Genomic DNA, 26,289 nt, shown 5'->3' with positions numbered 1-26,289 from the left:
TGGATGGCCGCAATCAAAAAAGCGGCTGAGGAGAAACTGGACTATGCGTCTTAAACTTGTCACGGCAACGAGCATGCTTGCCCTTTGCCTTTTTACCGCGGCCGAAAGCGCGGAGATTAACCAGGACGGCGCCGATGCGGTCAAGGAGACTTTGACCAAGCTGCTTCCCGATGATCTGGCGAAGAGCGGCTTTATCACCGTCAATCCCGCCGGCACGCGCTACGAGATCATCTATGATCTGGCGAAGCTGCTCACGAAAGGCGATCCGACGACCTTTACGATCAACGGGCTGACGCCGCTTTCGACGTTCGCGACGCCGCTCGACAGCGGGCTCTGGAACATCGAAGGCGACAACAGCTTCAACGTCTCCGGCCATTTCAAGGGTCCGGATCAGAAGCCGACGGATTTTACCTATTCCATCGCGTCGCTTGTTTATACCGGCGTCTTCGACCCGGCGATCAGCTATCTGCGCTCCGGCACCTTCGGGGCCAAAGACATCAAGATGGCCAGCAAATCCGAAACCGAGGAGGTCCATGCCAGCATCGCCAGCATGGACCAGAAGCTGAGTTCGACGGACAGCGCAGGCGGCAACGGACGTATCGATTTTGCCGGCAGCGGCTCGATGAGGAATTTCGTCGAGAAGGTTTCCGGCCTGCAAATGCCGCCCGTCGAAATCCGTGCCGATTCGATCGATGTCGACGCCAAAGTGAATGGTCTGCCGGCCAAGCAGATCCGCGAGATGGTCTTCTTCGTTCTCGATCACGTCGACGAAAAGGAATTGAGCCCTGAAAACAGTGACAAAATAAAGGGAATAGTAAAGGAAGCATTCCCGCTTCTTACCCTGTTCAGCGAGACGATCGGGGTCAACAATTTGACCATCAGCAGCGAGATGGGCAAGGGTGGCGCCAAAGCACTCGGCTATAGCCTGGCCATCAACGGGCCGAGCGACGCCATGCGTTTTGGGTTCGGTATGAATGCCCAGGAGATCAGCCTCGACACGCCGTTGATGCCGGCAAACTACGCCACCTTCATGCCGACCAACTTCGATTTTCAGCTCGCTATACCGAATCTTGATTTCGCAAGCTTCGGCGATGCCCTCATGGCGGTGGATTTCAAGGATGGGGCACCCGAGAAGACCGGCGAAGAGATGGCCAAGAAGCTCTTCCGCGACGGCCGGCTTGCCGTCGAGTTTCCGAGGATCAGCGCCAAGTCGCCGGTTTATGACGTCGATATGACGGGCAAGATCGAGGGGCGGGTCGACACCGAGAAGGATTATTCGATGGAGGCGACGATCCTTGCCCGCGATCTCGACAAGACGATCGCGGCAGTTCAGGAGCTGGCCAAGACGGATCCCGATCTCAACCAGGTCTCCTTCGGCATCATGATGGTTAAAGGCTTCGCCAAGACGGACCCCGACGGCCGTTCGCGCTGGGACGTCAGCATCAGCCGCGATGGTTCCGTGGCGGTCAATGGCCAGCAGATCAAGGGACCGGATGGCCCGGATCAGGATCAGGGGCTGGAGCCGGATGAGGAGCAGGAACCAGATCAAGGTCAGGACGCGGTACCTGCGCCGCAGCAGCAGCCTTGAGCGATATCAATTGGGATCAGAAATGAAAGAGAAAGGCCGGCCTTGTGCCGGCCTTTTCCGTTGGCTCAAACCGAGTCGCGATTCATGCGGCTCGGAGAGCATGCCCGGTGCTTGGTTCATCCGATGCGAAAATGGAAAGAGCCGGTCAAATGCCGGCTCCTTTCAATCAAATAGGCTGGAGACGGACTCTTCCTGGCTCGTTCGGCTGATGGCTTCGCCGATCAGCGGCGCCGTCGTCACGACGCGGATATTGTGCGCGGAGAGCACCGCCGTGGTTGGCTGGATCGAATCCGTGATGACGAGTTCGCGCAGCTTCGAGGAGGTGACACGGGTGACCGCGCCGCCGGAGAGAACGCCATGCGTGATATAGGCGGTGACGCTGGAGGCGCCCTGGGCGAGCAGTGCATCGGCCGCGTTGCAGAGCGTGCCGCCGGAATCGACGATGTCGTCGATCAGCAGGCAGTCCTTGCCGGTGACGTCGCCGATGATGTTCATGACTTCGGATTCACCTGGCCGATCGCGACGCTTGTCGACGATGGCCAGAAGACAGTCCAGCCGTTTGGCGAGCGCACGGGCGCGCACCACGCCGCCGACGTCGGGTGAGACGACCATGACGTTGCTGAGGTCATAATGGCTCTTGATGTCGCGCGTCAGCACGGGCAGGGCGAAAAGGTTGTCCGTCGGTATATCGAAGAAGCCCTGGATCTGGCCTGCGTGGAGATCGAGCGTCATGACGCGATCGGCGCCGGCTTCGGTGATCAGGTTTGCGACCAGCTTTGCCGAGATCGGCGTGCGGCCGGAGGCGCGGCGGTCCTGACGGGCATAGCCGAAATAGGGAAGAACAGCGGTGATGCGGCGTGCCGACGAACGACGCATGGCGTCGATCATGATCAGCAGTTCCATCAGGTGGTCGTTGGCGGGAAAGGCGGTGGGCTGCACGAGGAAGACGTCCTCGCCGCGCACGTTTTCCTGGATTTCCACGAAGATTTCCTGGTCGGCAAACCTTCGGACACTGGCTCTCCCCAAGGGAACATTGAGATAGTTGCAGATCGCTTCGGCGAGTTGCCGGTTCGAATTGCCTGCGAAAACCTTCATTTTGGTCCGCCTGTTATGCGCTGATAGCCGCGCTTTTTAGTCAGCTTCCCCGTGAATGCAAGGGCAAAGGCGTCACAGGCTTTGATATTTGCAAAAAGTTTGTGACTAACCGCCCTGAGTCTGCCGCCAGGAGGTGAATTCCGCGATGGTTTTCGATCCGATCTGCTGCATCACCGAGGCCGGAACGCCCGCCCAGGGATCGGCCGCCGCCGTGGGTACGCTTTCCTGGCCCTGGATGCGGTGCAGGCGAGCGCCGCCATTGTCGAGAATGTCCCAGACATAGACGACGGTAACCTTGCCGTCGTCGCTGAAGGCGGAAAGATAGCCTTTGAGGATGTAGTCGCTGCTCGCGTCGTTCGAACTTTTGATGGAAAGGCCGTGCGAGCGCGCCTCGGAGCCGAGCTGGCGCGAGAGGGGCGTCACCACCTGAACCGGCGCGCCGATGATCGGCAGGAAGCGCACGGTATTGCCACGGGCGGACGAGGATCCGGGGTCGAGCGCGGCGGTCTGCTGCGGCTGCCGCGTCTCGGCCGCCGGAGCGGCAGGCTCACCGACGCCGGCAGCCGGCGGCAGCGATTGGCCCACGATCGGGGCGGAGGCGGCGGGCGACGAGCCGCTCCTCGACAGGGCGTCTGCCTGCTCCTGCATTGTTGTCGGCGGCGCGCCGCTGCCGGGCCTGTAGGCCCGCTGCGATTGATTATAGGCCGGGTGATAGCCGCTCGGCTGCGCGCTTCCGGCGAAAACCGGCTGGCGGGCGCCCGCCAAACGTTCTGCCTCGCCCTGCGTGACCGGGCTCGACGGCGGGGGTGCGGAGGAATCGCCGATGCCGACTTGCGGCGTCAGCGCGTCGGTGGTGTTGCAAGCGGTCAGCAGAGCCATGACGGACAGGAGAGTGGGCACAGTCGCAGCTCGCGTCATCCGTCATCCGTCCTTCCCGCAATCGCATCAGCCCGCCCGAATTTATGCGGGCGGCGACCGTCGTCTGTCAATTCCGGATTCTCACCGGTTAATCTCGGTCTTCAAAGCCCGATAAAATCGAGCGGATGACGGGAAAGCGTGCGCGGTGCATCTGCCGTCGTCAGATAGGTCTGTCCGAGCGTCATCGCCGTACCCGTATCGGAATCGGCGATGATCATGTGCACGAAGAGCGACATGTTCGGCTCGATCGGCTGCGGATTGCCGACATGGAACATCTGGTGCTCCATCCAGGAGGGAGAGAAGCGGGCGCCGAGCGAATAACCGCAGGCATTCAGCCGGTGGCGGGCGAGGCCGCGCTCGTCCATGATCCGGGCATGCATGTCGAAGACGTCGCCGAAGGTGTGGCCGGGCTTCAGCACGGTCTCGATCGCCTCAATGGTTTCGCGGCAGGCATTGTAGAGCTCGCGGTGGCGTTGCATCGGCTCGCCGATGACGATCGTGCGCATCATGGCGGCATGGTAGTGCGCGTAGGTGCCGGCCCATTCGAGCGTCAGTTGGTCGTTGGCGTCAAGCTTGCGGCGGCCGGCCTTGTAGCGGCAGAGCAGGGCGTCGGCAGCGGAGCCGATGATGAACTCGTTGGCGGGATAGTCGCCGCCGCCCGAAAAAATCGCACCTTGCATGGCGGCGAGGATGTCGGCCTCGTCTGCCCCCGGTTTCGTCAGCCGGATTGCGGCGTCGAGTGCGTCATCGGCGAGATCGGCAGCGCGCTCGACATAAGCGACTTCCGTCGGGCTCTTGATAAGACGAAGGCGGCCGACGAGATAGGAGGCATCGACGATCTGGCCGAAGGTGGTCAATTGCGCGTCGAGCAGGCGGGCGACGTGGCCGGTCATGCCGTGCGTATCATATTCGACGCCGATGCGGGCGCCGAGCAGATCCATCTCGACCAGGAGGTTCTTCAGGTCGAGCGTCGGATCGGCATTGACCCTGTCGACCCAGATGTGGATGTCTTCGAGGATCGACGTGTGCTTGGCCTGGCGGAGATCGGCCGAGCGGGTTATCAGCGCCATTGTGCCGTCGCTCTTGACGACCAGCGTCTGGAAAAAGCAGTAGCCGAAGGTGTCGTAGCCGGTCAGCCAATACATGCTTTCCTGGGCGAAGAGCAGCAGGGCGTCGAGCTTTTCTTCCTTCATCTTCTCGGTGAGGCGTGCAAGCCGGCTTGCGAACTCGGCCTTTTCGAAATGCAGTGCCATTCTGCTCAAGTCTCCCTGATTGATATCGCTGAAATCTGGCGGCCGTAGTCAGGCTCGTTGCGATGTGTCGTCCTGCGGTAGGAAAAGAAGCGCTCGCTATCCGGATAGGTGCAGAGGCCGAGGCTTTCGGCCTGCACACCAGCCCGCGTCAGCCTGTCGATCGTCAGCGCCGGCAGATCGAACATGGCGCGGCCCGGCGTTGCGGACGGCTTGAAAAAGCGCTCATATTCCGGATTTTCGGCGACGAAGCGATCGACGAATTCCGGTCCGACCTCGTAGCTCGTCTGACTGATCGAGGGGCCGAGGCAGGCCAGTATGCTGGCGCGACCGGCCCCCAAGGCTTCCATGGCCGAAATGGTGTTTTCGAGAACACCATTCAGCGCACCCTTCCAGCCGGCATGGGCAGCGCCGATGACGCGATTTTGGGGGTCGGCAAAGAGGATCGGACCACAATCGGCGGCCAGCACGCCAAGCGCAATGCCGGGAACCGCCGTCACCATCGCGTCGGCGTCGGGGCGGGCGCCGTCGTAATCAGCGCCGATGGTCACGACGTCGGACGAATGCACCTGATGAACGGTTGCCAACCGCTCGAGCGGCAGATTGAACCAGGCAGCGACGCGGCGGCGGTTTTCCATGACGTTTCCGCGCTCGTCGTTGGAGCCGAGGCCGACATTGAGACCGCGATAGATCCCTTCGGAAACGCCGCCGGTCCGGGTGAAATAGCCGTGGCGGATAGTGCCGCCCGTCGCTTCGTTCAGCAGCGTGCTTTGGATCGGTGCGGGAGAGGCCGCGTCCTGCATCTGTAATTCCGGGTTTTTCGAGGGGTTTGTTTTTGTCCCGAGCGCATCGCATCCACGGCGCGCTTCAAGTTCCTGTTTGGCGCGGATGTTGGCTCAGCCGCGTGCGCCCTGTCAATCCACTGGGCGAAAGGGCATGAGATCGACTGCAGGATGGGAGACTGCCATGACCTTGAAGAGTTCGCCCATCCGGCCTTCACCGGCGCCGGCAAGCCTGTCGACTGCCGACTGGATTACCTGCTGGGTCTGCGGTTCGCGGTCACGCCCTAGGGCGGCGGCGCGTTCGAGAATGCCGAGGCCAGTCAGAAAATCGCCCTGGTGCAGGGCACCGTTCAGATGCAGGCCGGCCGAGAGCGCCGTTTCGGCGAGCTGTTGGAAATCGACATGGCTTGTCAGATCGGCTTCGCCGGGATGGGCGAGCGGCGGATCGAATTCATGCATGCGCACCGCCTGCAGTGTATCGCCGAAACCGGTGACGAGATGGCCGTAGTCGATCACCAGCGCCGTCCCGCCGAAGGCGCGCAGCCGCTCGCAGATCGCCATCATCACCGCCTGACGGGCCGGCGAAATCTCGAAAAGCGTGCCGAGCGCCAGATTCTGCACCGGTTCGGGAAGAAGCGCAGGGTCGAGACCGGCGACGCCGGCTGCGAAGGTCAGCTCGCCGTCGGCGTCAAGCCCAACCATACGCTCGCGGAAGCCGGTCTGCGTGCGGATGAACTGGCGGATCGGGATCGCGTCGAACAATTCGTTGGCGGCGATCAGCGTGAAGCCGGGCGGGACTTCGTCGAAACCGTCGTGCCAGAAGATTCTTTCGCCATACGCTTCGAGAGTCTGGCTCTGGACGTCGCGCAGGCGCTCGCTGGTTTCGACGAGATGAACGCTCATCGTGTCGAAAAGCGGCGGGGCGATGCGGGCGATGACACGCAGCATATCCGCCATCATCGTGCCGCGGCCGGGGCCGATCTCAACGAGGCGCACCTCTGTCGGCTTGCCGTGGCGCTGCCAGGCATGGACGATGAAGACGCCGATCATCTCGCCGAAGATCTGGCTGACTTCAGGCGCGGTGACGAAATCGCCGGAGCGGCCGAACGGCTCGCGGGTGCGGTAATAGCCATGTTCGGGATCGGCGAGGCAGAGGGAGAAATAGTCGGTAACGCTGATCGGGCCGTTGGCCTGGATGATCGCCTTGATCTTTTCGCCTAAAGCGGTGGTCATGTCGCGCGTCCTGCCATGGTCAGAGCTGCGGCGCAGCCTGGTGGCGGGCGCGAAGGACCGCCCAAAGGCCGAGCAGGATCATCGGGGAGGAGAGAACCATGCCCATGGTCAGCCAGCTCGTTCCGAGGAGGTAACCGAGCTGAGCGTCGGGCTCGCGGAAGAATTCGACGAAGATGCGCGACAGCGCATAACCGCAGACGAAGACGCCGGTGACGAAGCCGGGGCTCTTCAGCGCGCGCATGCCGTAGACGAAGGCGGCCAGTACCAGAAGCAGGACGATGCCTTCCAGGCCGGCCTCGTAAAGCTGGCTCGGATGGCGGGCGAAGGGGCCGCCGGTCGGGAAAACCACAGCCCAGGGGACGTCGGTCAGCCGGCCCCAGAGCTCGCCATTGATGAAATTGGCGATGCGGCCGAAGAAAAGGCCGAAGGGAACGACGGCGGCGACAATATCGAACAGGCTCCAGATCGGAATCGCGTTGCGTCTAGCAAAGATGATCATGGCGATCGTCGTGCCGGCCAGTCCACCGTGAAAGGACATGCCGCCGTTCCAAATCTCGACTGCGCGGATGGGATTGCGCAGGACGGCGGACAGGTCGTAGAAAAAGATATAGCCGAGACGGCCGCCGAGGACGACGCCGAGGGCTGCCCAGACGATGAAATCGTCGAGCTGCGTCTTCGTTATCGGCGATCTATTGCCGGGCCAGAGACTGTCATTGGCAGCGATGCGACGCGCATAGGCCCAGCCGAGCAGGATGCCGGCGACGTAAGCCAGGCCGTACCAGTGAATCGCCAGCGGACCGATCGAAAAAGCGATCGGATCGATGTCAGGGAAAGGCATGATGGCAAGGAGATTGGCTGCTGTCGGCAAGGTTTTCCCATCCGTTGAGGTCGGCGGAACATGCCGCCGCGATCCCGGACGGTCAAGTGCATTGTTCGTGATCGCTCCTGCGCGCGCCCGCGTCCGGACAAGGCTAGCCGGCGCAAAGCGCTTGCATCGCGGGTGGCGAAGCCCTACCTCAATCTTCGAAGCCCTGAAGGGCTGAATTCACCTTATGCGAAGGAGAAAAACGCCATGACGACCGGAACGAACCGCATCATGGACGAGTTCGCCAAGCTGATGACCGACGCGGCAGGTGCCGCGCAGGGAGTCCGCAAGGAGATCGAGACGGCTTTCAACGCCCAGGCCGAGCGTTGGTTGAACAGCATGGACGTGGTCAAGCGCGAGGAATTCGAGGCCGTGCGCGAAATGGCGATCAAGGCGCGCGACGAAAACGAGGCGCTTGCCGCCCGTATCGCGGCGTTGGAGGCCAAGCTTGCCGGCGAGAGCAATTGAAATCCCGGTAGGGTGCAGATGCGGCGTTGCCTTCATGTCACACGCCGCACCTGTCATAAAAAATTCCAGGTGAGTTTTCCACCTGTGGACACTGCCAAAAAAGCCAATTCGCAGAGTCGCTTATTCTCCCTTCTGAATTGAGTTTCGAAGAGCTTTCCACAACGGCCCGACCGTATTTTCCTCTCGGGGGGCTGGCAGGTGGCAAGGGTCATTATACACTGATTTTAAATGATGATTCGAAGTGACTTGGTAAGCTCCGGGCAGGTTATCTGCGTTAAGTCTGGCAGCGGTTCAACGATCATCCGGTGGTGGTTTCCGGTATTTGCGTGTGTCTTTCTTGTGTTCGTATACCAAGCTAAGTCGCATTCGTTCCGGTCAAGAAGGTGCTGCATGAACCTGATGGAATTGGAAGTCGAGCGTCAGTCGAACCCGGTCGATATGATCGAGTACGTGGCCTCCAACAATGACTGGTCGTTCGAGCGGTCCGGCGAGGACGAGATCGCGATGACGGTCGAGGGGCGCTGGGCCGACTATCATGTGTCCTTCTCCTGGATGGAGGAATTCGAGGCGCTGCATCTTGGCTGTGCTTTCGATATCAAGGTGCCCGACATCCGGGTCAACGAAGTGGTCAAGCTGCTCTCAGCGATCAACGGGCAGGTGCTGATGGGGCATTTCGACCTCTGGCGTCAGGAAGATGTTGTCATCTTCAGGCAGTCGCTGCTGCTTGCCGGCGGCGCGGAGCCGACCAACCGTCAGGTAGAGGTGCTGCTTTCCAGCGCGCTCGATACCTGCGAAGCCTATTTCCAGGCATTCCAGTTCGTCGTCTGGTCCGGTATGGACGCGACGAAGGCGATGGAAGCTGTGCTCTTCGAAACGGTCGGCGAGGCATAAGATGCCGGCGAAGGCTTTCTCCTCCAGGAATCCCGTTGTGCTGATCGGCGCCGGAAACATGGGCGGGGCGATGCTCTCCGGCTGGCTGAAAAGCGGCGTGCCCGGCTCGGCCGTCATCGTCGTCGATCCCGGCCCGTCACCGGCGATGCTTGCAACGATCGGCGAGGCTGGGGCGAGGCATCTGACAGCAGTTCCGGCCGAGCTGAAGGCAAGCGTGCTGTTCCTGGCGGTCAAGCCGCAGGTGATGGAGACGGTGTTGCCAGCGGTGAAGAGCGCCGTCGGAGCGGAAACGGTCGTCGTTTCGGTCGCCGCCGGCAAAACGCTCGGCTATCTCGAGAAGCACCTTGGTAAGGCCGCGATGGTGCGGGCCATGCCGAACACGCCGGCGATGGTCGGCCGCGGCGTCACTGGAGCCTTTGCCAATTCAGCGGTTAGCGATCAGCAGCGCGAGCGCGTCGATTCCCTCCTGCGCGTCTCCGGCCCTGTGGAATGGGTGCCTGCGGAGGCCGATATCGATGCCGTGACGGCGCTTTCGGGCAGCGGTCCGGCCTATGTGTTTTATCTCGTCGAATGTATGGCGGAGGCAGGCCGCAAACTCGGCCTGCAGGCGGACCTCGCCATGCGTCTTGCGCGGGAAACTGTCGCGGGGGCTGGTGAGCTTTTGCACCAGTCCCCCGACGAAGCTGCGCGGCTGCGGCAGAATGTAACTTCTCCCGGCGGCACGACGGCGGCCGCACTTGCCGTGCTGATGGCCGAGAACGGCATGCAGCCGCTGTTCGACGCGGCGCTCGCTGCGGCGCGCAAGCGGGCCGAGGAACTGGCCGGCTAGAGCGCCGCGCGTCCATAAGAAGCGCTACTACTTTAAACATGCGCTAGGGGAGCCCCTATGGCCGAAGAGATCACCTATGCCGATTTCGAGCGTGTCGACATCCGGGTCGGCACAATCGTCGAGGCCAACGCCTTTCCGGAAGCGCGCAAGCCGGCGATCAAGCTGGTCATCGATTTCGGCCCCGAAATCGGCGTGAAAAAATCCTCGGCGCAGATCACCGTACATTACACGCCGGAAAGACTGATCGGCCGGCAGGTGCTCGGCGTCGTCAATTTCCCGCCGCGGCAGATCGGGCCGTTCCGCTCGGAAGTGCTGACGCTGGGATTCGAGGACGAGAACGGCGCGATCGTGCTTGCGGCGGTCGAGCAGCCGGTGCCGAACGGCAGGAAGATGATGTGAGCATGGGCTCACATCGTTTTATGAGTCTCGCCTGACGCCTTGGCGCTGGAAGCTCCACCGGTTCTGATTTCCTGCAGAAACGGATTGCTCCGCCGTTCGTCGCCGATGCGGCTGCCGGGACCGTGGCCGCAGATGAAGCCGACGTCGTCGCCGAGCGGCAGGACCTTGTCGCGGATCGAATCCAACAGCTGCTGGTGATTGCCGCCCGGCAGGTCGGTGCGGCCGATCGAGCCGTTGAAGAGCACATCGCCGAGATGGGCGAAATTCTGCGCCCGGTTGAAATAGATCACGTGGCCGGGCGCATGGCCGGGCGCGTGATAGACCTCGAAGTCGTGGGCGCCGAAGGAGACCTTGTCGCCGTCCTTCAGCCAGCGGTCGGGGAGGACGTTGCGCAATCCCGGTATGCCGTATTTTTCCGCCTGTGCCTCGATCCGCTGCAGCAGCGGCAGGTCGTCCTGATGCGGCCCCACGATGTCGACGCCCAGGGCTTCCTTCAAGTCCCGGGCGCCGCCGGCATGGTCGAGATGGCCGTGCGTCAGCCAGATTTCCTTTATGGTCAGGCCGCTTTTCTCGATCGCCTGCAGGATGAGCGGCACGTCGCCGCCCGGATCGACGACGACGCCTTCTTGAGTCTCGGGGTCGAAGAAGACCGTGCAGTTCTGCTGAAAGGGGGTCACCGGAATGATGCCGGCCTGGAGCATGCCCATGGGTGCCTCGCTTGGGTGTCTCGGGTGCTCAGGGTATAGTCCGAAACGGCGGCGAGGACAGCCGAAATCTTCTGCTTTTGACGGGTGTTTCACGGCAACAAGACCGGCTGCAACACAAGTTTATAGAGCTTCTCCGCCGTCCCGACATCGATAAAATCAAACTTTATTCTATTTTTTCAAAGGCTTGTGCGGATGTGTCTACAGTTGTCGTTTTGGCGGACGGGGCGCATGGGAACATCGTGGAACCCCATGCGTTGTCCGGCCATCGAAACCAAGGAGACGCTCAAATGACCTTGAAGAGAAACATCTTGCTGGCTGGAGCCGTGCTCCTGGCGAGCAGCGGTCTGGCGCAGGCGGAGATGGTAGCGACCGCGGTCAACGATCTCAACGTGCGTGCCGGTCCGGGCCCGCAATATCCGGCCGTCGGTCTTGCAACCCGCGGCTCGACCGCGGTGCTTGATGGCTGTATCGAAGGCAGCCGCTGGTGCCGTGTCGACGTCAACGGCATGCGCGGCTGGGTCTATGCGGATTACCTGCAGATGGAATACGCCGGCAACCAGGTTATCGTCGAGCAGCATCGTGCCGAGATCGGCGTTCCCGTCGTGACCTACGAGTCGACCGCCAGCGTTGTCCCGGCTGACCCGCAGCCGGCGCCGGGCGATGAATTGATCGGCCCGGTCGGGGCTGTCGACGCCATCACGCCGCCGGAGACGGTACGCACCTATATCGAGACCAATCCGGCTCAGACTGTGCGGCTCGGCGGTGACGTTGTCGTCGGTGCGGAAGTGCCCGGCGATGTCACCTTCCAGACCATTCCCGACTATGAATACCGCTATGCAAGGATCAATGACCGTCCGGTACTGGTCGATCCCGGCACGCGGCGGATCGTCTATGTCTATGAATGACGGGATCGATCACTCGAGATGAGGCGGCCGCCGGCCGCCTCATTCCTGCCAAAACCCCGTCCACTCTTCCCTCCCGTATGGGTTGATTTTTCCTCACTCTTTCTTTTAGGATATGCTAAAATAAAGATATGCCGAGGGTTCGGCATAGAACGGCGATCGGGGAGATTGCCAGAGGAGGAAATCATGGAAGCGCTACTTCCGTTCATCGTCCAACTGATTGCCGGTGCCATCGGCGGCAACGCTGCGAGCGCCGCCTTGAAGCAGCATGCGATCAACGTCGTCGGCCGGACGATTGCAGGTGCGATCGGCGGTGTCGGCGGCGGCATGCTGCTCGGCATGGTCGGTGGTGACGCCACGATGGCCGGCCTGATCGCCGGTGGAATCGGCGGCCTGATCGGCGGTGGTATCCTGTCGACGCTCGCCGGCCTGGTGATGGCGCGGGCACACAGGTAAAGTCCGACGGGCGTTTGCTGCGCCGGACCGATCGCGTGGGAACCGTTATCCGGCGGCGACCGCCGCCGGATAAACGTTTTTCATATAGTCGTTCATCAGAGTCTGGGAGATCGTCGCCGGCCGAGCCGGTGAGAAACACTTGCTGAACACAGGTGGTTTCTCCGGCAGGATCGCGCGCTCGATCACCAGATGTCGCGGCGCCTGGCGAGTTCGATGACGGGCTGGCGGGTGATGCCGTTTCAGGAATTGGTCCCGGGTCGCCGTATCAATGACGCCATCCTTGACGAAGAAGATGTTGGCGCCCGTGGCTTCGGCGACCTGGTCGCGATAATCGGGAATCATAACTAAGCCATCCCAAAGCTCCTCCGGCCCTTCGCGCGCCATGCCTGTTGATTGTTGTCCCAATTACGTTTTATCCACAGACGCAGGAGGAAATCATGTATTGCGTCGGAGCTCCGGGCAGGCCTTGGTTTCTCCTGCATAATTCCTCAAATCGGAATCGATTTGAGAATGAAGTTATGCAGTAATTCAAGGTGCTACAGCTTCTTGTGCGTCTGAAAGACTGCAGCACTGTGGGGAAATACAGTCCAGGCGGGGCTCCCGCAGAGTTCCGGGAAGCTAACAGCGACGCAAAAACTGACATACCGTCGCGGTGCGTTTCCCGGAATGCGCGGAAAGAGAAAGGAAATGCCGAGTGTCACGACAGACCGGTCCGAAAGCAGCCAAGCCGGAGCCGCTGGCAACGCCAATGGAAGATGCAGGGGGTATCGATTTCGAGATCATCGAGCTGTTCTTCTTCGCCTATCGCGACTTCGTTTCCGATCCTGACGCCATCCTCGAAAAGAGCGGCTTCGGCCGGGCGCATCACCGCGTCGTGCATTTCGTCAATCGCAATCCCGGCATGACGGTGGCCGATCTTCTCGACACGCTGAAGATTACCAAGCAGAGTCTCGCAAGGGTGCTGAAACAGCTGATCGATTCAGGCTATATTCGCCAGGTGGCCGGTCCCGAGGACCGTCGGCAACGCAAGCTCTATCCGACGAAATCGGGGCGCGAGCTGGCGCTTGCGCTTGCAGAGCCGCAATCGCGCCGCATTGAGCGGGCATTCGAAGGAGCTTCTGCGCCGGTGCGGGAGGGCGTGAAGGCCTTCCTCAGCGGCATGCGGGACAGGAAGAAGGCGGATTGAATGGCGGTCAAGACAGGTATTTCCGACGATGCTGCGCATCTGCTGGTGGTCGACGATGACTCCCGCATCCGCGCACTGCTCAATCGTTATCTCGCCGAGAACGGTTTTCGCGTCACTGTTGCGGCCGACGGCGCCGAGGCGCAGCGTAAGCTCGCGGGTCTTGATTTCGATCTCATCATCATGGACGTGATGATGCCCGGTGAATCCGGCATCGACGTTACCCGTGGGCTTCGGGCGATCAAGAACGTGCCGATCATCATGCTGACCGCGCTGGCGGAATCGGGCAATCGCATCGAAGGCCTCGAGGCCGGCGCCGACGACTATCTCTCCAAGCCCTTCGACCCGCGCGAGCTGGTGCTGCGCATCAACAATATCTTACGCCGCAACGCCAGCGGCGAGGGGCTGAAGATCGAACAGGTCATGTTCGGACCCTACACCTTCTCCTTGACCCGCAAGGAGCTGAAAAAAGCCAGCGAGGTGATCCGGCTTACCGACCGCGAGCAGGAAATCATGCTGCTCTTTGCGCGGCGCGCCGGTGACACCATCCCCCGCCACGAGCTGATCGGCAATGACACCGAAGTCGGCGAGCGGACGATCGACGTGCAGATCAACCGGCTGAGGCGCAAGATCGAGGAGGATCCGGCCAACCCCGTCTGGCTGCAGACGGTGCGCGGCATCGGATACAGGCTGAGCATCGACTAGAATTGAGGAAGTGGAGTATAATGCCGATTACGGTTCGCACTTTCCGGCATTATGCTTTGAACGGCCGGGACGGACGCTGATGGCGACAATGGACAGCTTGCGGCGGGAAGACCGCGCTCCTGCGGCGGGCTGGCGCTGGTTCGTCCGTTGGCTGCGGCGCCGATTGCCCACAGGACTTTACGCCCGCTCACTGCTGATCATCATCATCCCGATGGTGCTGCTGCAATCCGTCGTCGCCGCCGTCTTCATGGAGCGTCACTGGCAAATGGTGACCGAGCGGCTGTCGCTCGCCGTCACCCGCGACATCGCCGCGATCATTGAGATCGTCGAGACCTATCCGCAAAATTCGGATTATAGCGAGATCACCCGCATCGCGCGCGATCAGCTCAACTTGCAGATCTCGATCGAGCCGGACGGCGACCTGCCGCCACCGCGCGTCAAGCCGTTCTTCTCGATCCTTGACGGCATCCTCACCGACGAGATCACCAACGAGATCCACCGGCCTTTCTGGATCGACACGGTCGGCAACTCGAATCTTGTCGAGATCCGCATCAAGCTCGAGAACAAGATCCTCAGGGTGTTGGCCAAACGTAGCCAGACCTATGCTTCCAACACCCATATCTTCATCGTCTGGATGGTCGGCACATCGCTGGTGCTGATCGGCATCTCGATCCTTTTTCTGCGCGGGCAGATCCGGCCGATCCTGACGCTGGCGCGGGCTGCCGAAAGCTTCGGCAAGGGGCAGAAGCCAGACAATTTCTATCCGCGCGGCGCCGACGAAGTCAGGCGCGCCGGCCTTGCCTTCATCCTGATGCGCGAACGCATCGAGCGGCAGATCGAGCAACGCACGGCGATGCTTTCCGGCGTCAGCCACGACCTGCGCACCATCCTCACCCGTTTCAAACTGCAACTGGCGCTCGCCGGCGACAATCCTGACCTGCATGGCCTGAACGACGACGTCAATGATATGCAGACGATGCTGGAGGCTTACATGGCCTTCGCCCGCGGCGAAGTCGAAGAGGATGTCGGCGAGCTGAAGCTCAGCGAGATTTTCGCCAAGCTGGAATCCGATTTCGTCCTGCACGGCAAAAAGTTCGCCTATTCGATCGAGGGCGACGACGACATTTCCGTCAGGCCGAATGCCTTCATGCGGCTCGTCACAAACCTTGCCTCGAACGCGCGCCGTTATGCCGATAGGCTCGACATCGAGGCCAAACACAATGCCAAGTGGTTGACGGTTATTTTCGACGATGACGGGCCGGGCATTCCGGAAAAGAATCGCGAGGACGTGTTCAAGCCATTCTTCCGGCTGGACACGGCCCGCAATCTCGATGCGTCGGGCACCGGGCTCGGTCTTGCCATCGCCCGCGATATTGCCCGCAGCCATGGCGGCAACGTTACGCTCGGTGACAGCCCGCTTGGGGGCTTGCGGGCAACGATCCGTATTCCCGCTTAACTCTTTGCCGTCAACTTTACGGCGTTGCGCGTATCGAAATCATCCAGGCGCTCCACGATCCAACGCCAGAGGGTGACGACCTGCATCAGGAGGTCGCGGCCGAGCGGCGTCAATTCATATTCGACGCGCGGTGGAATCTCGGGATAGAGCGTACGAATGACGAGCCCGTCGTTCTCGAGCGTGCGCAGCGTTTGCGTCAGCACTTTCTGGCTGATGCCCTCGACCCGTTCCAGCACGCGTGAGAAGCGTAAGGGCGCGCCGGCATCGGAGAGCACGTGCAGGATGCGCAGCGGCCACTTCGCCGCCGCCCGCTCGATCAACGCGCGCGCCCGTGCATCCTGTTCATCCGTCATGTTGCAGCAGAAATCGAATATGTCATCGGCCACTCGGTTACCTCGAGGTGTCTATAGATCGTTCTGGTACCTTCTTTCGATTGGAAACAATAGTACATACATGGTCCGGGAGCCAATCAAGGAGAGGTTTCCGATGTCGAAGGTATGGTTGATTACGGGGAGTTCGCGTGGTCTCGGCCGCGCACTGGCGGAGGCAGTCCTCGCCTCCGGCGACAATCTGGTGGCGACGGCCCGCGATCCCGCCCGGCTTGCCCATCTTTCCGAACGTTATGGCGGCCAGGTGCTGACGCTGGCGCTCGACGTGACCGACGAGGCGGCGGCAACGGCGGCGGTGGAGGCCAGCGTGAAACGGTTCGGACGCATAGACGTGCTTGTCAATAACGCCGGCTACGGCAATGTCGGCTCGGTCGAGGATACCAGTCTTGCCGATTTCCGAGCCCAGATCGAGACCAACCTGTTCGGCACGATCATCATGAGCAAAGCGGTCATCGCTCTGATGCGCGGACAGGGGGCGGGACATATCATCCAGCTCTCGTCCGTGGGCGGGCGCATCGGGCCTGCCGGGCGTGGAGCCTATTCAGCGGCGAAATTCGGCGTCGAGGGCTTTTCCGAGGTGCTGGCGAAGGAGGTTGCGCCATTCGGCGTCAAGGTGACGGTGATCGAGCCCGGCGGCTTCAGGACGGATTTCGCTGGCGCCTCGACGGTGCTTGCCGAGGGGCGGGCGGAGTATGCGGAGACGGTCGGCGCTACGGTGCGCTTCCAACGTGAATATGACGGCCGTCAGCCTGGCGATCCCGCCAAAGCGGCTTCGGTCATCATCCACATTGCCGGTCTCGACGCACCACCGTTCCGGTTGCTGCTCGGCAGCGACGCCGTGCGCAATGTCGAGAAGGCGGACGCGGCACGCATCGAGGCCGATCGCGAATGGCGCGCCGTCAGCGTCTCGACAGATTTCGAGCCTGATGCGGAGGTGCAGGCGATGCCCTGGGAGAAGAAGGCCGGCTGAAATGAGCCAAAAACAAAGCGCCGCGGAAGAGCGGCGCCTTGCGATGCATGGGTTGGAAGATCAGCCGGCGGTGCAGAAATGGCTGCGGCCGTCATAGCCGATATAGGTGCCGCTGCGCGGATCGAAGGAGCGGTAGCGGTACGAGCAATAACGCTCCCATTGCGGTGTCCAAGGCTCAACCGACGCCCGGACCGGCGCATAATATCGCGGCTGCTCAACATAGCGCGGCTCTTCAACGTAGACGCGGCGCGGGGCGCGGTAGACAGGAGCGGGTTCATAGTAGTCCGACCCGTAGGGCGGGTCGATGTAGCGGGGTTCGTCGTAAACAGGGCCGTTATTGGCGTTGGCGATAACCGAGCCAACAATCAAGCCGGTGGCAAGACCGACAGCGCCGCCGACGAGGGCGTCGTTGTTGTTATGATGGCGCCAGTGGCGGTCGCGGGCCGAGGCCTCGCCGATGACGGAGAGAGTAAGCGCAGCAGCCGTTGCGGTCAGCAGAAGAGTCTTGGCGAGCCTGTTCATAACCATCAAGTCCTAATCCCGGAAGCCGAACGCCGGCTCCTTCTCGATGGTGTCAGTCCTAGAGATTTCTAGCTGAACGAAGGCTGAACGACAAAACCCGGCATTGCTGCCGGGCTTCAACTCGAATTCGACAGCCTTGTTAAGCGCTCAGCCCGCAATCTGCAGATTGACGGCCTTGGGGCCCTTGCCGCGGCGATCCGGCTCCGTGTCGAAGCTTACCTTCTGGTTTTCCGTCAAACCGGCCAGCCCAGAGGCCTGAACGGCAGAAATGTGAACGAAGATATCGGCGCCGCCCCGGTCCGGCTTAATGAAGCCGAAGCCTTTGTCGGTATTGAAGAATTTTACAGTGCCAGTCTCGGCCATGCGTCAGGTCCTTTTCTCTCTGCCCGCCATCCACACGGGCAGCATCATAGCATTTGCCTCCTTGCGGGAGGTGTTGGCAGGCAAGTCTTGAAATGTGAGAAAAAGGTCCCCTCTACCTCGGCCTTTTCCAAGCAGGACTTTCGCCTGCCTTATTTGGAACCGGCTGACCGGAATATTAGCGTTCCCGGCGCGCAAATACTTAAGGACTTCCCATGCTCGCAAAATGCCCGAACGCGCCGAGAGTGCTGCGTTTAGGGGATTTTGGCAAGCAAAAGTTTTTTAACGTGTCCTTCCGGGCACACTTTCGCCGCTATCCGATTTGGCGCAAAAACGCAAAATTTCCTTCGCGAATGGCGAATGATTAACGTTTTATATCGTCTGCAATCTAAGTTGCGAGCAGATTTTCCCAAAAATGCAACGTAAACGGGCTTTCCGGGTTCCCTAATTTTTTTTTAGAATCCGGCATTCACCCATATTTGGACGCGTGTTCAGGCCGGGGGCAGCGGCGGCGGGCGAATCCAGGCACGAGTTCGACTACAAGCATAGCGGTAAACATTAGCGCACAACCTGTATATCCCGTCGCCGGCATCGACTCACCGAGGAGCACGGCTGCAAGCGACGCGCCGAAGAGTGCTTCCGAAGAGAGGAAGATCGCCGCCTGGGAGGGCGTCGTATAGCGCTGGGCGATCACCTGCAGCACGAAGGCCAGCCCCGACGAGAAGATGCCGACGTAGAGGATTTCAGGTGCTGCGGCCCATATTGCCGAAAAACTGATCGGTTCGACGGCCGCGGCAATGGCGAGCGCGCAGACCGCGGTGACGGAAAATTGCGTGGCCGACAGGGCGAGTGGCCTTCCAGTCTTGGAAACTGTCGTGCCGGCAAGGGTAATCTGGATCGCCCAGAAGACGGCGCAGACGACGGTCAGCAGATCGCCTGATGTGAGCGCCGAGAGATGGCCGCCGGACAGGAGATAGATGCCGGCGAGCGCCATCAGCGCGCCCGGCCAGATGATCCAATGCGGGGCACGACGCAGGAAGAAAACGGCGATAACAGGCACGAAGACGACATAGAGGCCGGTGATGAAGCTGGAGTTCGTCACCGTTGTCGTCTGCAGGCCGATCTGCTGGGTGGCCGCGCCACCGAAAAGGGCAAGACCGGTGAGGATGTAAAACTTCGCATGGCGGACGCTCGTCTTCTCTCTCGGTTTACGCGCTTCCAAAAGAACGAAAGGCAGCACGGCCAATGCGGCGACGGCAAAACGCAAGGCGATGAACCAGAAGGGGCCGATCGCCTTCATCGCGGTCGACTGGGCGACGAAGCCGCCGCCCCAAATGGCGGCTGCAAGCAACAGGAGGAGGTTCGCCTGAATGCGTGTCATGTCGTCCTCAAAGGAGAAGGGAGATTGTCCAAGCGGTTAGCAGTTGCGTTTCCTGTAAGCAAGGGCGAAGACTTGGCGCCTGATGATGGAGTCGAGGGCATGCAACGCGAAAAGCAGCAGCCGGCCAGCAACACGGAGGCACCGGTCACGGCAGGCTATTCCGGTACGCCGCTCGCCAGGAAGCTCGGGCTTGCGCAGGGGCAGGCTGCCGCTCTTCTCGGTGTTCCCGAAACGATCAAAGACATCAATGGTTTCGACGGTTTTGCCTCGGTCGTCCGCGTGCTTCCCGAGACGCTGCGGGCCTTCGACTATGTGCATTTCTTTGTGGCTGAGCGCAGGGTCCTGGAAGCAGCCGGGCCCACGCTTTTCCGTGCTCTGAAGCCCGACGGCATGATCTGGATCTCCTGGCCGAAGAAGAGTTCACGCGTGCCGACCGATATCACCGAAGACGTGCTGCGGGAAATCCTACTGCCTATCGGTCTGGTCGACATCAAGGTCTGTGCAGTCGACGAGATCTGGTCCGGGCTGAAATTCGTCATTCGCAAGGAATTGCGCGGCGCGTTGTGACCGCTCAACCATTGTTGGCTTGCGCCCGCGAGACTCTGAGCAGTGCGCCGTCATCCTCGTCCGTCACCATCAGCAGTGCGCCATCGGGTGCCACGACGACGTCGCGCAGGCGCCCATATTCCCCTTCGAACAGGCGTTCCTCGGCGACGAAGGCGCCGCTCTCATCACGCTGCATGCGCGAGAGCAGCTGGAATTTCAGGGCCGCGACGAGGAAGTCGCCGTCCCATTCCGGGAACATGGCGCCGCGATAGACGGCGAGCGCGCCGGGCGCAATCGACGGGTCCCAATACTGCAGCGGCTGCTCCAGTCCTTCCTTAGCGGTGCCTTCGCCGATCTCGGCGCCCGAATAGTCGCGGCCATAGGTGATGATCGGCCAGCCGTAGTTCTTGCCGGCTTCGGGCTGATTGATCTCGTCGCCGCCGCGCGCGCCGTGTTCGACGGTGTAGAGCTTGCCGTCCTTGGCATCGAAGGTGATGCCCTGGGGGTTGCGGTGGCCTTTCGACCAGATCTCCGGCAACGCCTTGCCGCCGCCCTTGAACGGATTGTCAGAGGGAATACTGCCGTCGGCATTGATGTGGATGATCGCGCCGGCATTGTCCTGCCAGTCCTGCGAACGCTCGCGGTCACCGCGGTCGCCGACGCTGATGAACAGCGTGCCATCACGGGCGATGGCGATGCGCGAGCCATAATGCATGTTGGTTGATGTGAAACGCCGCATGGTAAAGACAGGCTTCACGGCCTCGAGCGTCTTTTCGTCGGCGGAAAGCGTCGCGCTGAAGGCTGCGGTGCCGGAGCCCTGAGCATTGGCGATGGCGGCGGTGAAATAGAGTTTTCTGCTCGTGGCAAAATCCGGGGCGAGCGCCAAGTCCAGGAGGCCGCCCTGGCCGCGGGCACTGACCTTGGGCACGTTCCCGAGCGGATCGGACAGTTTGCCGTCGCGGATAATGCGCATGCGGCCGGGCCGCTCGGTGACAAGATAGGCGCCGTCGGGCAATGCCTCGACCGCCCAGGGATGTTCGAGGCCATCGGCCAGTTTTTCGACACGGACGGTTGGGCCTTGCGTGTTCACGGTATCTGCCGCGTTGGCCGATATGGCGCTGACCAGAACCAGCGCCGCCGCGAAATGCAAGGCGGATATTCTCTTCATCTTTGCTCCCGTCGTCTTTTCATGCTGAACGTGGAGCGGGCAGGGGGCGGCTTCAAGCCTTATTCGCCCTTCAATAACGGCTTTGTGTTCGGCGCTTGAACGGAGCCGGTCGCCTCATCGTCCACCAGTTCCGCCTCGAGGATGTAGCGCAGCGGCCCGCGTTCGGTCGCATCGAAGGGCCAGCAGGTGGTCAGCACGAGTCGGCGGCCATCCGAGGCGGGGTCGATGCCGCTCGCATCCCAGGCGGCGATCCGGCCCTCGCCGGCCTTGAAGGTCAATAATTTGCCGTCACGGCGGGTGACTTCGATCGTGTCGCCCGGCTTTACATATTGCAGCCAGCGGAAATGCGTGTCGCGATGGGCGGCGATGACGGACGTGCCTTGCTCTCCCGGCTGCGGTGTGTTGGCGAGCCAAGCCGGACCGAAGGCGAGCGCCTCGCCGGAGGCGCCGGAGAGCACGATCGCCTCCTTGCCGAGGCGCGGCGCGCGCACTTTGGCTTCGGTGGTGAAATCGGCCCAGGGCCATGGTTTCGCTTCCCTGCCGCTCAATTCGGCGGCAAAGGCGCGCTTCAGCAGCACCTGCGAGACTTCCGCCTTCGCCTTCAGCAGGAAGCCGTCGCCGATCAGCGCCAGACCGTAGAGGGCAAGAGCTGATATGGCGAATGCAACCCCTTTTTCGATCGGCGAAAGGCGCCAGAGGAAGAAACCTTTCTTCCCACGCGCCTTCGGCATGTCGTGGGCCGTGGCGGCGGCCATGGCGAGCTCCAGATAGGTCGGAAGCGGCTCGAATTCAGCCGCCTCCTCGATCTGGTTGCCGGAGAGGCTAGAGGCCATTGCGCTTGGCTCCAGTCATGAGGCCCTTGAGGCGGCGACGCCAGACGGCGAGTCCGCTTGCGGCCGCCAGCGCCAGGAGCAGCATGGTGAGCCCGCGCATGATCTGCTCGTCGGCGCGGGTCGCCGTCTGCGGCAGGTTCACGGTCGCGCTCTTCTGCGCGATCAGCGTGGCGGCTTTCGCCGTCGGCGCCGCGGCGATCATGTTCGCGATCTCCGGCGTTGCCGCTGCGGCCTGTTCCGGTTTCGCGCTCCCACCAGGCGTGGCTGCGCCGTGGCGCTCTGCGCCGCCAGGCGGAACAGCATTTTCGCCGAAGACCTTCGCGAAATCCCAGCCCTCCGGCAGGTTGAGCGGTAGCTTCGCCGAGCCGAGCGCCTCGTTTTCCGGTCGCGACGGCGTGACGTCGACGGCGACAAGACTGGTGACGCGCGAGACGAGGTGGTGGGCGAGCGCGACCGCCTCAATGTCCTTGTCGAGTGCCGCAGGATCATGGCGTTCATAGGCGCGGGCTTCGAAATCGTCGATCTTGCGCCGCGCCCATAGCTTGGAAATGCCGCTGCCGTCGGCGGCATTGGCGATAGCCATCTCGACGCGCCAGGGCTGATCGCCGGTCTTGCCGACGATCTGCAACTTGCCGGCAGGCTTGTCCTGCGGCAGTTCCGCCGTCAGCACGACAGGTTCGCCGCTATAGAGATCGGGCATTGGGTTCGGCGTGATATCCTCGGCCGCGATGCCTTCGAAATTTGCGGCGATATCGGTCATGGCGGGGTTCTGCAGCTTGGCGAAGAGCTCGCCCATGCGGCTTGCCACCTGGTCGGTCGAGCCGATCTGGGTGAATGTTCCGCGGCCGATCTCGGCGGCCTTGGTCATGAAATAGGTGTTCGGCGCCGAGCCGATGCCGACGGTGAAGACGCGGGCATCGCCGCGGTTTTCGGTGATTTCCTGGAACAGCTGCTGTTCATTGCCGATCGCGCCATCCGTCAGGAACACAACCTGGCGCAGCGCGCCACTTGCGACCGGGCCCTGGTTGCGCAACGCCTCTTCGAGGGCGGGCAGCATTTCGGTGCCGCCGTCGGCGGTCAGGCCTCTGACATAAGCGATGGCCTTTTCGCGATTATCGGGCGTGGCGGCGACGAGGCCCTTGAAATAATCGGTCATCGTATCGTCGAAACGGATGACGTTGAAGCGGTCGTCCGGGTTCAGTCTGGAGATGGCAAGCGCCAGGCTCTGTCTTGCCTGCTCGATCGACTGGCCGGACATGGAGCCGGAATTGTCGATGACGAAGATCACCTCGCGTTTTGGCGGGGCTGCGGCATCGGGCGCCGTGGGCGGGGTGACGAAGGCGAGAAGATAGGTCTTACCATCAATCACCTCGCGGAAGAGGCCGGCGCTCGGCGTCTTGCCGGCAACGGCCTTCCAGGTGAGCTCGAAATCCTTGTCTGCGGGAACTGCATCTCCCTTCAGGCTGATCGTCCTCGCCTGCTCGCCGTCCTGCCGGATATCGATGTCGTGGAAGGAGGATCTGACGTCGCCGAGCGGGAAGCCGGCCTTGAGGTCGACGGTCAGGGAGACCGGATTGATCCTGGCGTTTTCGCTGGGATTGAGCACCGGGGCTTCGATCTTCTCCCGATTCTCCACCGGGTCGCGCGGTTTCGCGAAACCGGCGCCGTTGTTGAATTCGACGGTCTGGACGATCGGCGCCGGATTGTAGCGCGGCGCGACGACCATCGGGAAGCGCAGCAAGAATTCGCCGCCCGATTGGCGGACCGTCTGCTGATATTCGATCTGCACGACGATTTCTTCGCCGGGGCCGACATTGGCGACCTGGTTGGTGAAGATGTTCGGTCGCTGCTGTTCAAGAAGTGCGGTCCTCTTGCCCTCGGCCTTGGCCTGCTCGTAAATCTCGCGGGCTTGCTGGCGCGGCTTGATCTGGCCTTCGATGAAGCGCTTGCCGATCTGCATCTTCAGCATATCGACGGCGGAATTGTCCGGCAGCGGGAAGACGTAGGTGCCCTCGACCCAGCCCTGGCTCGGGTTGCGGAAGCGCTGCGTCACCTTCACCCTGGCGATCGGACCGGAGACACCGACTGCGACATCGGATTTCACCCGCGGCGCTTCGACAAAGAAGCCCGGCTCCTTCGACGGAAAGAGCAGTGAGCCGCTGTTCACGTCGTTCGGCCGGACAAGGGCCGCGAGCTGGCTGGATGCCTGCGCCGTCTCGGCGCGAGCGGCGGAGGCAAGCCCGAACATCGCGGCGATGCAGGCGACCAAGGCGGTGATAGCAACAAGGAATGAAATGGAGATCCGGCGCATGCGTATGCGGCCGATGGCGAACTCATCTTCCAGAAACATTGGCCTACCCTCAATAACCAATTTTGGATGAGGGAATGATGCGGCTTCGATCTCGGCGCGCTCGCGACCGAATTAAGGCGGCGTGCGGCATTTGTTGCGGCTTATTCGTGGCGATGACGAAATCCGACGATCTGTCTGATTTTAAAAGATATAGGTGACGAAAACGCGTGATCGTCGGCTCAGGGACGGGTGATCCTGTAGACCAGCAAATCATCCGAATCCACAAGTTTGGTTGCGGTCCTGTCCAGATGGTCGATGACCCCATCATGATGCTCGACGAACAGCAGATCCTGTTTGTCGGTGGCGTTCTTGGCCACGCCGAACAGATCCGCGCCCTGCGCGCGCAGTTCCTCGAGCTGCGCGATCGCAGTGGCGTCGTCCGCGACGAATTTCGACCATTCGGAATCCCCTCCGCCAGGCGGGAACACCCATCCGCGCGCCCTGCTATAATAGACTGCTACGGGATCGCCGACCTCGGGCGCGATAGCGACCACGAGGTCGCCTGGTTGCGCTAACCGCGCCATTTCCTCGCCCAGCAGCTTGCCCTTCATGGCAATCGGCTTCTTCATCGTCCTGACGAGGGGAAGGGTCGACCAGGAAAGGGTGACGGCCACGATGCATATCGCGCGAAGCACGACCGCCGGCGTCAGAGCGGTTCCCGATGCGAGCGTTGCCAGCAGAAGCGCGCCGCGGCCGCAGAACATTGCGGCCGGCACATGGAAGATGTGGAAGTTCCACACATTGCTGGTGATCTCGCCCGCCGCCGCCAGATAGATGATCATGGCAGCAACCAGCCACACAAAGGGAATGGCGGAAAGGATGCGTTGTTTCGGATCTTGAGCGGTTCTCGGCGGCATCCACAAACCGACCGCGAGCAGCATGAGGAACGGATAGCCGTAGAACCACAAGACCGAGGTATTCCATGCTGAATTGAAGTAGAACCTGTCCTTGACGTATGCCCAGAAGCCGTAATCCCAGATATAGCCGCCGCTGCCGGCGACGTGAAACGGCGGATAGCTGCGGCCGAGATAAATCGCCCAGCCGAAATATGCGCCGATGACGGCCAGGCTCAAAAGCCCTGACAGTAAGACTGAGGTCGCATGCTTCCACCTCTTCTCCAGGATCCAACAGATCATCAGATAGAAGATGACGGCGCCGGCGGCGAGGCCTGGCGGCTTTGACAGCGCGCCGAGCGTGAAGCTGACCGTAGCCAGCGGCAAGAGCCAGCGGCTTCCGCCGGCCCAGTATTTGACGAACAGCCAGACCCCAAGTGTCACCAAGGCCAGCATTGCGGGATCGGGAAGAAACGAGCTGTCGATCATGATCGCCGCCGGCATCAGCGCGTAGGCCAGTGCCGCTGCATGAGCGTGCATCTCGCCCCAGCATAGCGCCGTCAGCCGGTGCAGTGAAAACAACGTCACCAGTCCGAAGAAGGCCGCAACCACGCGGCCGAACCAGTCGTGCCAGCCGAAGAGCTGATAGAGCAGGGCTGTGAGATAGCTGACGATCTGGAATTCGCGGCCCTGATAACTGGGCCCAGGCCCGGTCCAGCTGACCTCCGGAAAAAAGATGTTCCAGCTGCGCTGCTGGAAATTGTCGGCCATCATTGCGGTGCTGGTCTCACGCCAGCTGAAGCCGTCGACCAGCGGCAAGGTGATCTTGTAGAACCTGAAGACGATCGCGATAAGCAGGATCCCCAGCAGGATCGCCGTATCGAGGTTCAGGTAGCTGCGAACAGCTATACTTCGGCGGGTCGTCTGCGGCTCTAATTGCTGGCCTTCGGCTTGATTCAATTCCGGGATATCAGTCATCTGAAACCGCATCCAATCGGATCGAGCGGAAGATTGGGCTGGGCGTGATTTCACCGCCGGCGCGGCCGGCTGCGGGGAGCGGCGCGTCGATATCACTGAGCAGCGGCTTCAAAGACTTGCGAGGCGGCTTTGTCATGACGGCAGTTCACCAACAATGCCTCGAAAAGCAATTAGCCCAGAATGATTAGTGACCTCATCCCTTGAACCGCTCGCCGCAAGCCTTGCGGGAAAG

Annotated in this window: 27 protein-coding genes and 1 pseudogene; 12 read left to right on the top strand and 16 right to left on the bottom strand. The window is 61.5% G+C overall.

The genetic code is table 11. From position 1 onward, the window contains the following. Positions 1-43: 43 nt before the first annotated feature. Positions 44-1,588, top strand: a complete 1,545-nt coding sequence (locus J0663_RS02635; RefSeq protein ID WP_207242923.1) for a hypothetical protein — start codon at positions 44-46, stop codon at positions 1,586-1,588. A 162-nt stretch (positions 1,589-1,750) separates the two neighbouring features. Here the strand turns inward: J0663_RS02635 and J0663_RS02630 are convergent, their stop codons facing one another. The 6 genes from J0663_RS02630 to lgt all read right to left on the bottom strand — a co-directional run bounded on the left by J0663_RS02630 (position 1,751) and on the right by lgt (position 7,734). Beyond that, positions 1,751-2,683: a ribose-phosphate pyrophosphokinase gene (locus J0663_RS02630; protein WP_011426263.1), complete on the bottom strand. Its 933-nt coding sequence runs from the start codon at positions 2,681-2,683 to the stop codon at positions 1,751-1,753. 105 nt (positions 2,684-2,788) lie between these two features. Then, on the bottom strand, positions 2,789-3,601 hold the full coding sequence (locus J0663_RS02625) for a hypothetical protein (protein ID WP_207242922.1): 813 nt from the start codon (positions 3,599-3,601) through the stop codon (positions 2,789-2,791). 101 nt (positions 3,602-3,702) lie between these two features. Beyond that, a complete protein-coding gene (locus tag J0663_RS02620; RefSeq protein WP_207242921.1) occupies positions 3,703-4,854 on the bottom strand; it encodes a M24 family metallopeptidase in 1,152 nt (383 codons plus the stop codon). A 5-nt stretch (positions 4,855-4,859) separates the two neighbouring features. Continuing rightward, complete coding sequence (gene pgeF / locus J0663_RS02615; protein ID WP_207242920.1) at positions 4,860-5,654, bottom strand: peptidoglycan editing factor PgeF; 795 nt, start codon at positions 5,652-5,654, stop codon at positions 4,860-4,862. A 111-nt stretch (positions 5,655-5,765) separates the two neighbouring features. After that, the gene (locus tag J0663_RS02610) at positions 5,766-6,866 is read right to left on the bottom strand and encodes a class I SAM-dependent methyltransferase (protein WP_207242919.1); all 1,101 of its coding nucleotides are present in this window, start codon (positions 6,864-6,866) and stop codon (positions 5,766-5,768) included. A 19-nt stretch (positions 6,867-6,885) separates the two neighbouring features. Continuing rightward, positions 6,886-7,734: a prolipoprotein diacylglyceryl transferase gene (gene lgt / locus J0663_RS02605; protein WP_207242918.1), complete on the bottom strand. Its 849-nt coding sequence runs from the start codon at positions 7,732-7,734 to the stop codon at positions 6,886-6,888. Positions 7,735-7,938: 204 nt separating this feature from the next. Between lgt and J0663_RS02600 the strand changes: the two genes are divergently transcribed. The 4 genes from J0663_RS02600 to J0663_RS02585 all read left to right on the top strand — a co-directional run bounded on the left by J0663_RS02600 (position 7,939) and on the right by J0663_RS02585 (position 10,318). Beyond that, positions 7,939-8,199 carry an accessory factor UbiK family protein gene (locus J0663_RS02600; protein ID WP_207242917.1) on the top strand — a complete coding sequence of 87 codons (261 nt, stop codon included), beginning with the start codon at positions 7,939-7,941 and terminating at the stop codon, positions 8,197-8,199. Between the two features lie 390 nt (positions 8,200-8,589). After that, a complete protein-coding gene (locus J0663_RS02595) occupies positions 8,590-9,090 on the top strand; it encodes a type III secretion system chaperone family protein (RefSeq protein WP_088673092.1) in 501 nt (166 codons plus the stop codon). 1 nt (position 9,091) lies between these two features. Beyond that, positions 9,092-9,919 (top strand): pyrroline-5-carboxylate reductase, encoded by an 828-nt coding sequence (gene proC, locus J0663_RS02590; protein WP_207242916.1) that lies wholly within the window; start codon positions 9,092-9,094, stop codon positions 9,917-9,919. Positions 9,920-9,976: 57 nt separating this feature from the next. Beyond that, positions 9,977-10,318 (top strand): tRNA-binding protein, encoded by a 342-nt coding sequence (locus J0663_RS02585; protein WP_207242915.1) that lies wholly within the window; start codon positions 9,977-9,979, stop codon positions 10,316-10,318. A gap of 8 nt (positions 10,319-10,326) precedes the next feature. Here the strand turns inward: J0663_RS02585 and J0663_RS02580 are convergent, their stop codons facing one another. Then, entirely contained in the window at positions 10,327-11,025 is a 699-nt protein-coding gene (locus J0663_RS02580) for an MBL fold metallo-hydrolase (protein ID WP_207242914.1), read from the bottom strand. 287 nt (positions 11,026-11,312) lie between these two features. Here J0663_RS02580 and J0663_RS02575 point away from each other — a divergent pair, with 287 nt between their 5' ends. Beyond that, positions 11,313-11,930: a DUF1236 domain-containing protein gene (locus J0663_RS02575; RefSeq protein ID WP_207242913.1), complete on the top strand. Its 618-nt coding sequence runs from the start codon at positions 11,313-11,315 to the stop codon at positions 11,928-11,930. 183 nt (positions 11,931-12,113) lie between these two features. Further along, on the top strand, positions 12,114-12,383 hold the full coding sequence (locus J0663_RS02570; protein ID WP_207242912.1) for a hypothetical protein: 270 nt from the start codon (positions 12,114-12,116) through the stop codon (positions 12,381-12,383). Positions 12,384-12,428: 45 nt separating this feature from the next. Here J0663_RS02570 and J0663_RS02565 read toward each other — a convergent pair whose 3' ends face one another. Further along, positions 12,429-12,767 (bottom strand): aminotransferase class IV, encoded by a 339-nt coding sequence (locus J0663_RS02565; protein ID WP_207242911.1) that lies wholly within the window; start codon positions 12,765-12,767, stop codon positions 12,429-12,431. A 310-nt stretch (positions 12,768-13,077) separates the two neighbouring features. Here J0663_RS02565 and J0663_RS02560 point away from each other — a divergent pair, with 310 nt between their 5' ends. From J0663_RS02560 to J0663_RS02550, 3 genes are all read left to right on the top strand, one after another. Beyond that, complete coding sequence (locus J0663_RS02560) at positions 13,078-13,569, top strand: MarR family winged helix-turn-helix transcriptional regulator (RefSeq protein ID WP_207242910.1); 492 nt, start codon at positions 13,078-13,080, stop codon at positions 13,567-13,569. Next, entirely contained in the window at positions 13,570-14,271 is a 702-nt protein-coding gene (locus J0663_RS02555; protein WP_064695876.1) for a response regulator, read from the top strand. Positions 14,272-14,350: 79 nt separating this feature from the next. Next, positions 14,351-15,727 carry an ATP-binding protein gene (locus J0663_RS02550; RefSeq protein WP_207242909.1) on the top strand — a complete coding sequence of 459 codons (1,377 nt, stop codon included), beginning with the start codon at positions 14,351-14,353 and terminating at the stop codon, positions 15,725-15,727. Here J0663_RS02550 and J0663_RS02545 read toward each other — a convergent pair. Then, positions 15,724-16,178, bottom strand: a pseudogene (locus tag J0663_RS02545) (winged helix-turn-helix transcriptional regulator). The gene J0663_RS02550 and the pseudogene J0663_RS02545 sit on opposite strands and share 4 nt — an antisense overlap. A 35-nt stretch (positions 16,179-16,213) precedes the next feature. Between J0663_RS02545 and J0663_RS02540 the strand changes: the two are divergent. Beyond that, positions 16,214-17,086 (top strand): oxidoreductase, encoded by an 873-nt coding sequence (locus tag J0663_RS02540; protein WP_207242908.1) that lies wholly within the window; start codon positions 16,214-16,216, stop codon positions 17,084-17,086. Positions 17,087-17,146: 60 nt separating this feature from the next. Here J0663_RS02540 and J0663_RS02535 read toward each other — a convergent pair whose 3' ends face one another. The 3 genes from J0663_RS02535 to J0663_RS02525 form a co-directional block, all read right to left on the bottom strand. Continuing rightward, entirely contained in the window at positions 17,147-17,608 is a 462-nt protein-coding gene (locus J0663_RS02535) for a BA14K family protein (protein WP_207244405.1), read from the bottom strand. Positions 17,609-17,755: 147 nt separating this feature from the next. Further along, positions 17,756-17,971 (bottom strand): cold-shock protein, encoded by a 216-nt coding sequence (locus J0663_RS02530; RefSeq protein ID WP_003561293.1) that lies wholly within the window; start codon positions 17,969-17,971, stop codon positions 17,756-17,758. A 466-nt stretch (positions 17,972-18,437) separates the two neighbouring features. Then, positions 18,438-19,349: a DMT family transporter gene (locus tag J0663_RS02525; protein WP_207242907.1), complete on the bottom strand. Its 912-nt coding sequence runs from the start codon at positions 19,347-19,349 to the stop codon at positions 18,438-18,440. Between the two features lie 99 nt (positions 19,350-19,448). Between J0663_RS02525 and J0663_RS02520 the strand changes: the two genes are divergently transcribed. Further along, on the top strand, positions 19,449-19,916 hold the full coding sequence (locus J0663_RS02520) for a DUF3052 domain-containing protein (protein WP_207242906.1): 468 nt from the start codon (positions 19,449-19,451) through the stop codon (positions 19,914-19,916). Positions 19,917-19,920: 4 nt separating this feature from the next. On the opposite strand, the gene J0663_RS02515 is transcribed toward J0663_RS02520, so the two are convergent. From J0663_RS02515 to J0663_RS02500, 4 genes are all read right to left on the bottom strand, one after another. Then, the gene (locus J0663_RS02515) at positions 19,921-21,063 is read right to left on the bottom strand and encodes a PQQ-dependent sugar dehydrogenase (RefSeq protein WP_207242905.1); all 1,143 of its coding nucleotides are present in this window, start codon (positions 21,061-21,063) and stop codon (positions 19,921-19,923) included. Positions 21,064-21,122: 59 nt separating this feature from the next. Then, positions 21,123-21,896, bottom strand: a complete 774-nt coding sequence (locus tag J0663_RS02510; protein WP_207242904.1) for a class GN sortase — start codon at positions 21,894-21,896, stop codon at positions 21,123-21,125. Further along, the gene (locus tag J0663_RS02505) at positions 21,886-24,246 is read right to left on the bottom strand and encodes a marine proteobacterial sortase target protein (protein WP_207242903.1); all 2,361 of its coding nucleotides are present in this window, start codon (positions 24,244-24,246) and stop codon (positions 21,886-21,888) included. The genes J0663_RS02510 and J0663_RS02505 overlap by 11 nt, the downstream gene beginning before the upstream one ends. Before the next feature lie 179 nt (positions 24,247-24,425). Continuing rightward, the gene (locus J0663_RS02500) at positions 24,426-26,057 is read right to left on the bottom strand and encodes an ArnT family glycosyltransferase (RefSeq protein WP_207242902.1); all 1,632 of its coding nucleotides are present in this window, start codon (positions 26,055-26,057) and stop codon (positions 24,426-24,428) included. Positions 26,058-26,289 lie beyond the last annotated feature (232 nt).

The sequence above is a fragment of the Rhizobium lentis genome (assembly GCF_017352135.1).
Lineage (GTDB): Bacteria > Pseudomonadota > Alphaproteobacteria > Rhizobiales > Rhizobiaceae > Rhizobium > Rhizobium lentis.
This window is presented reverse-complemented; position numbering and strand designations above follow the sequence as displayed.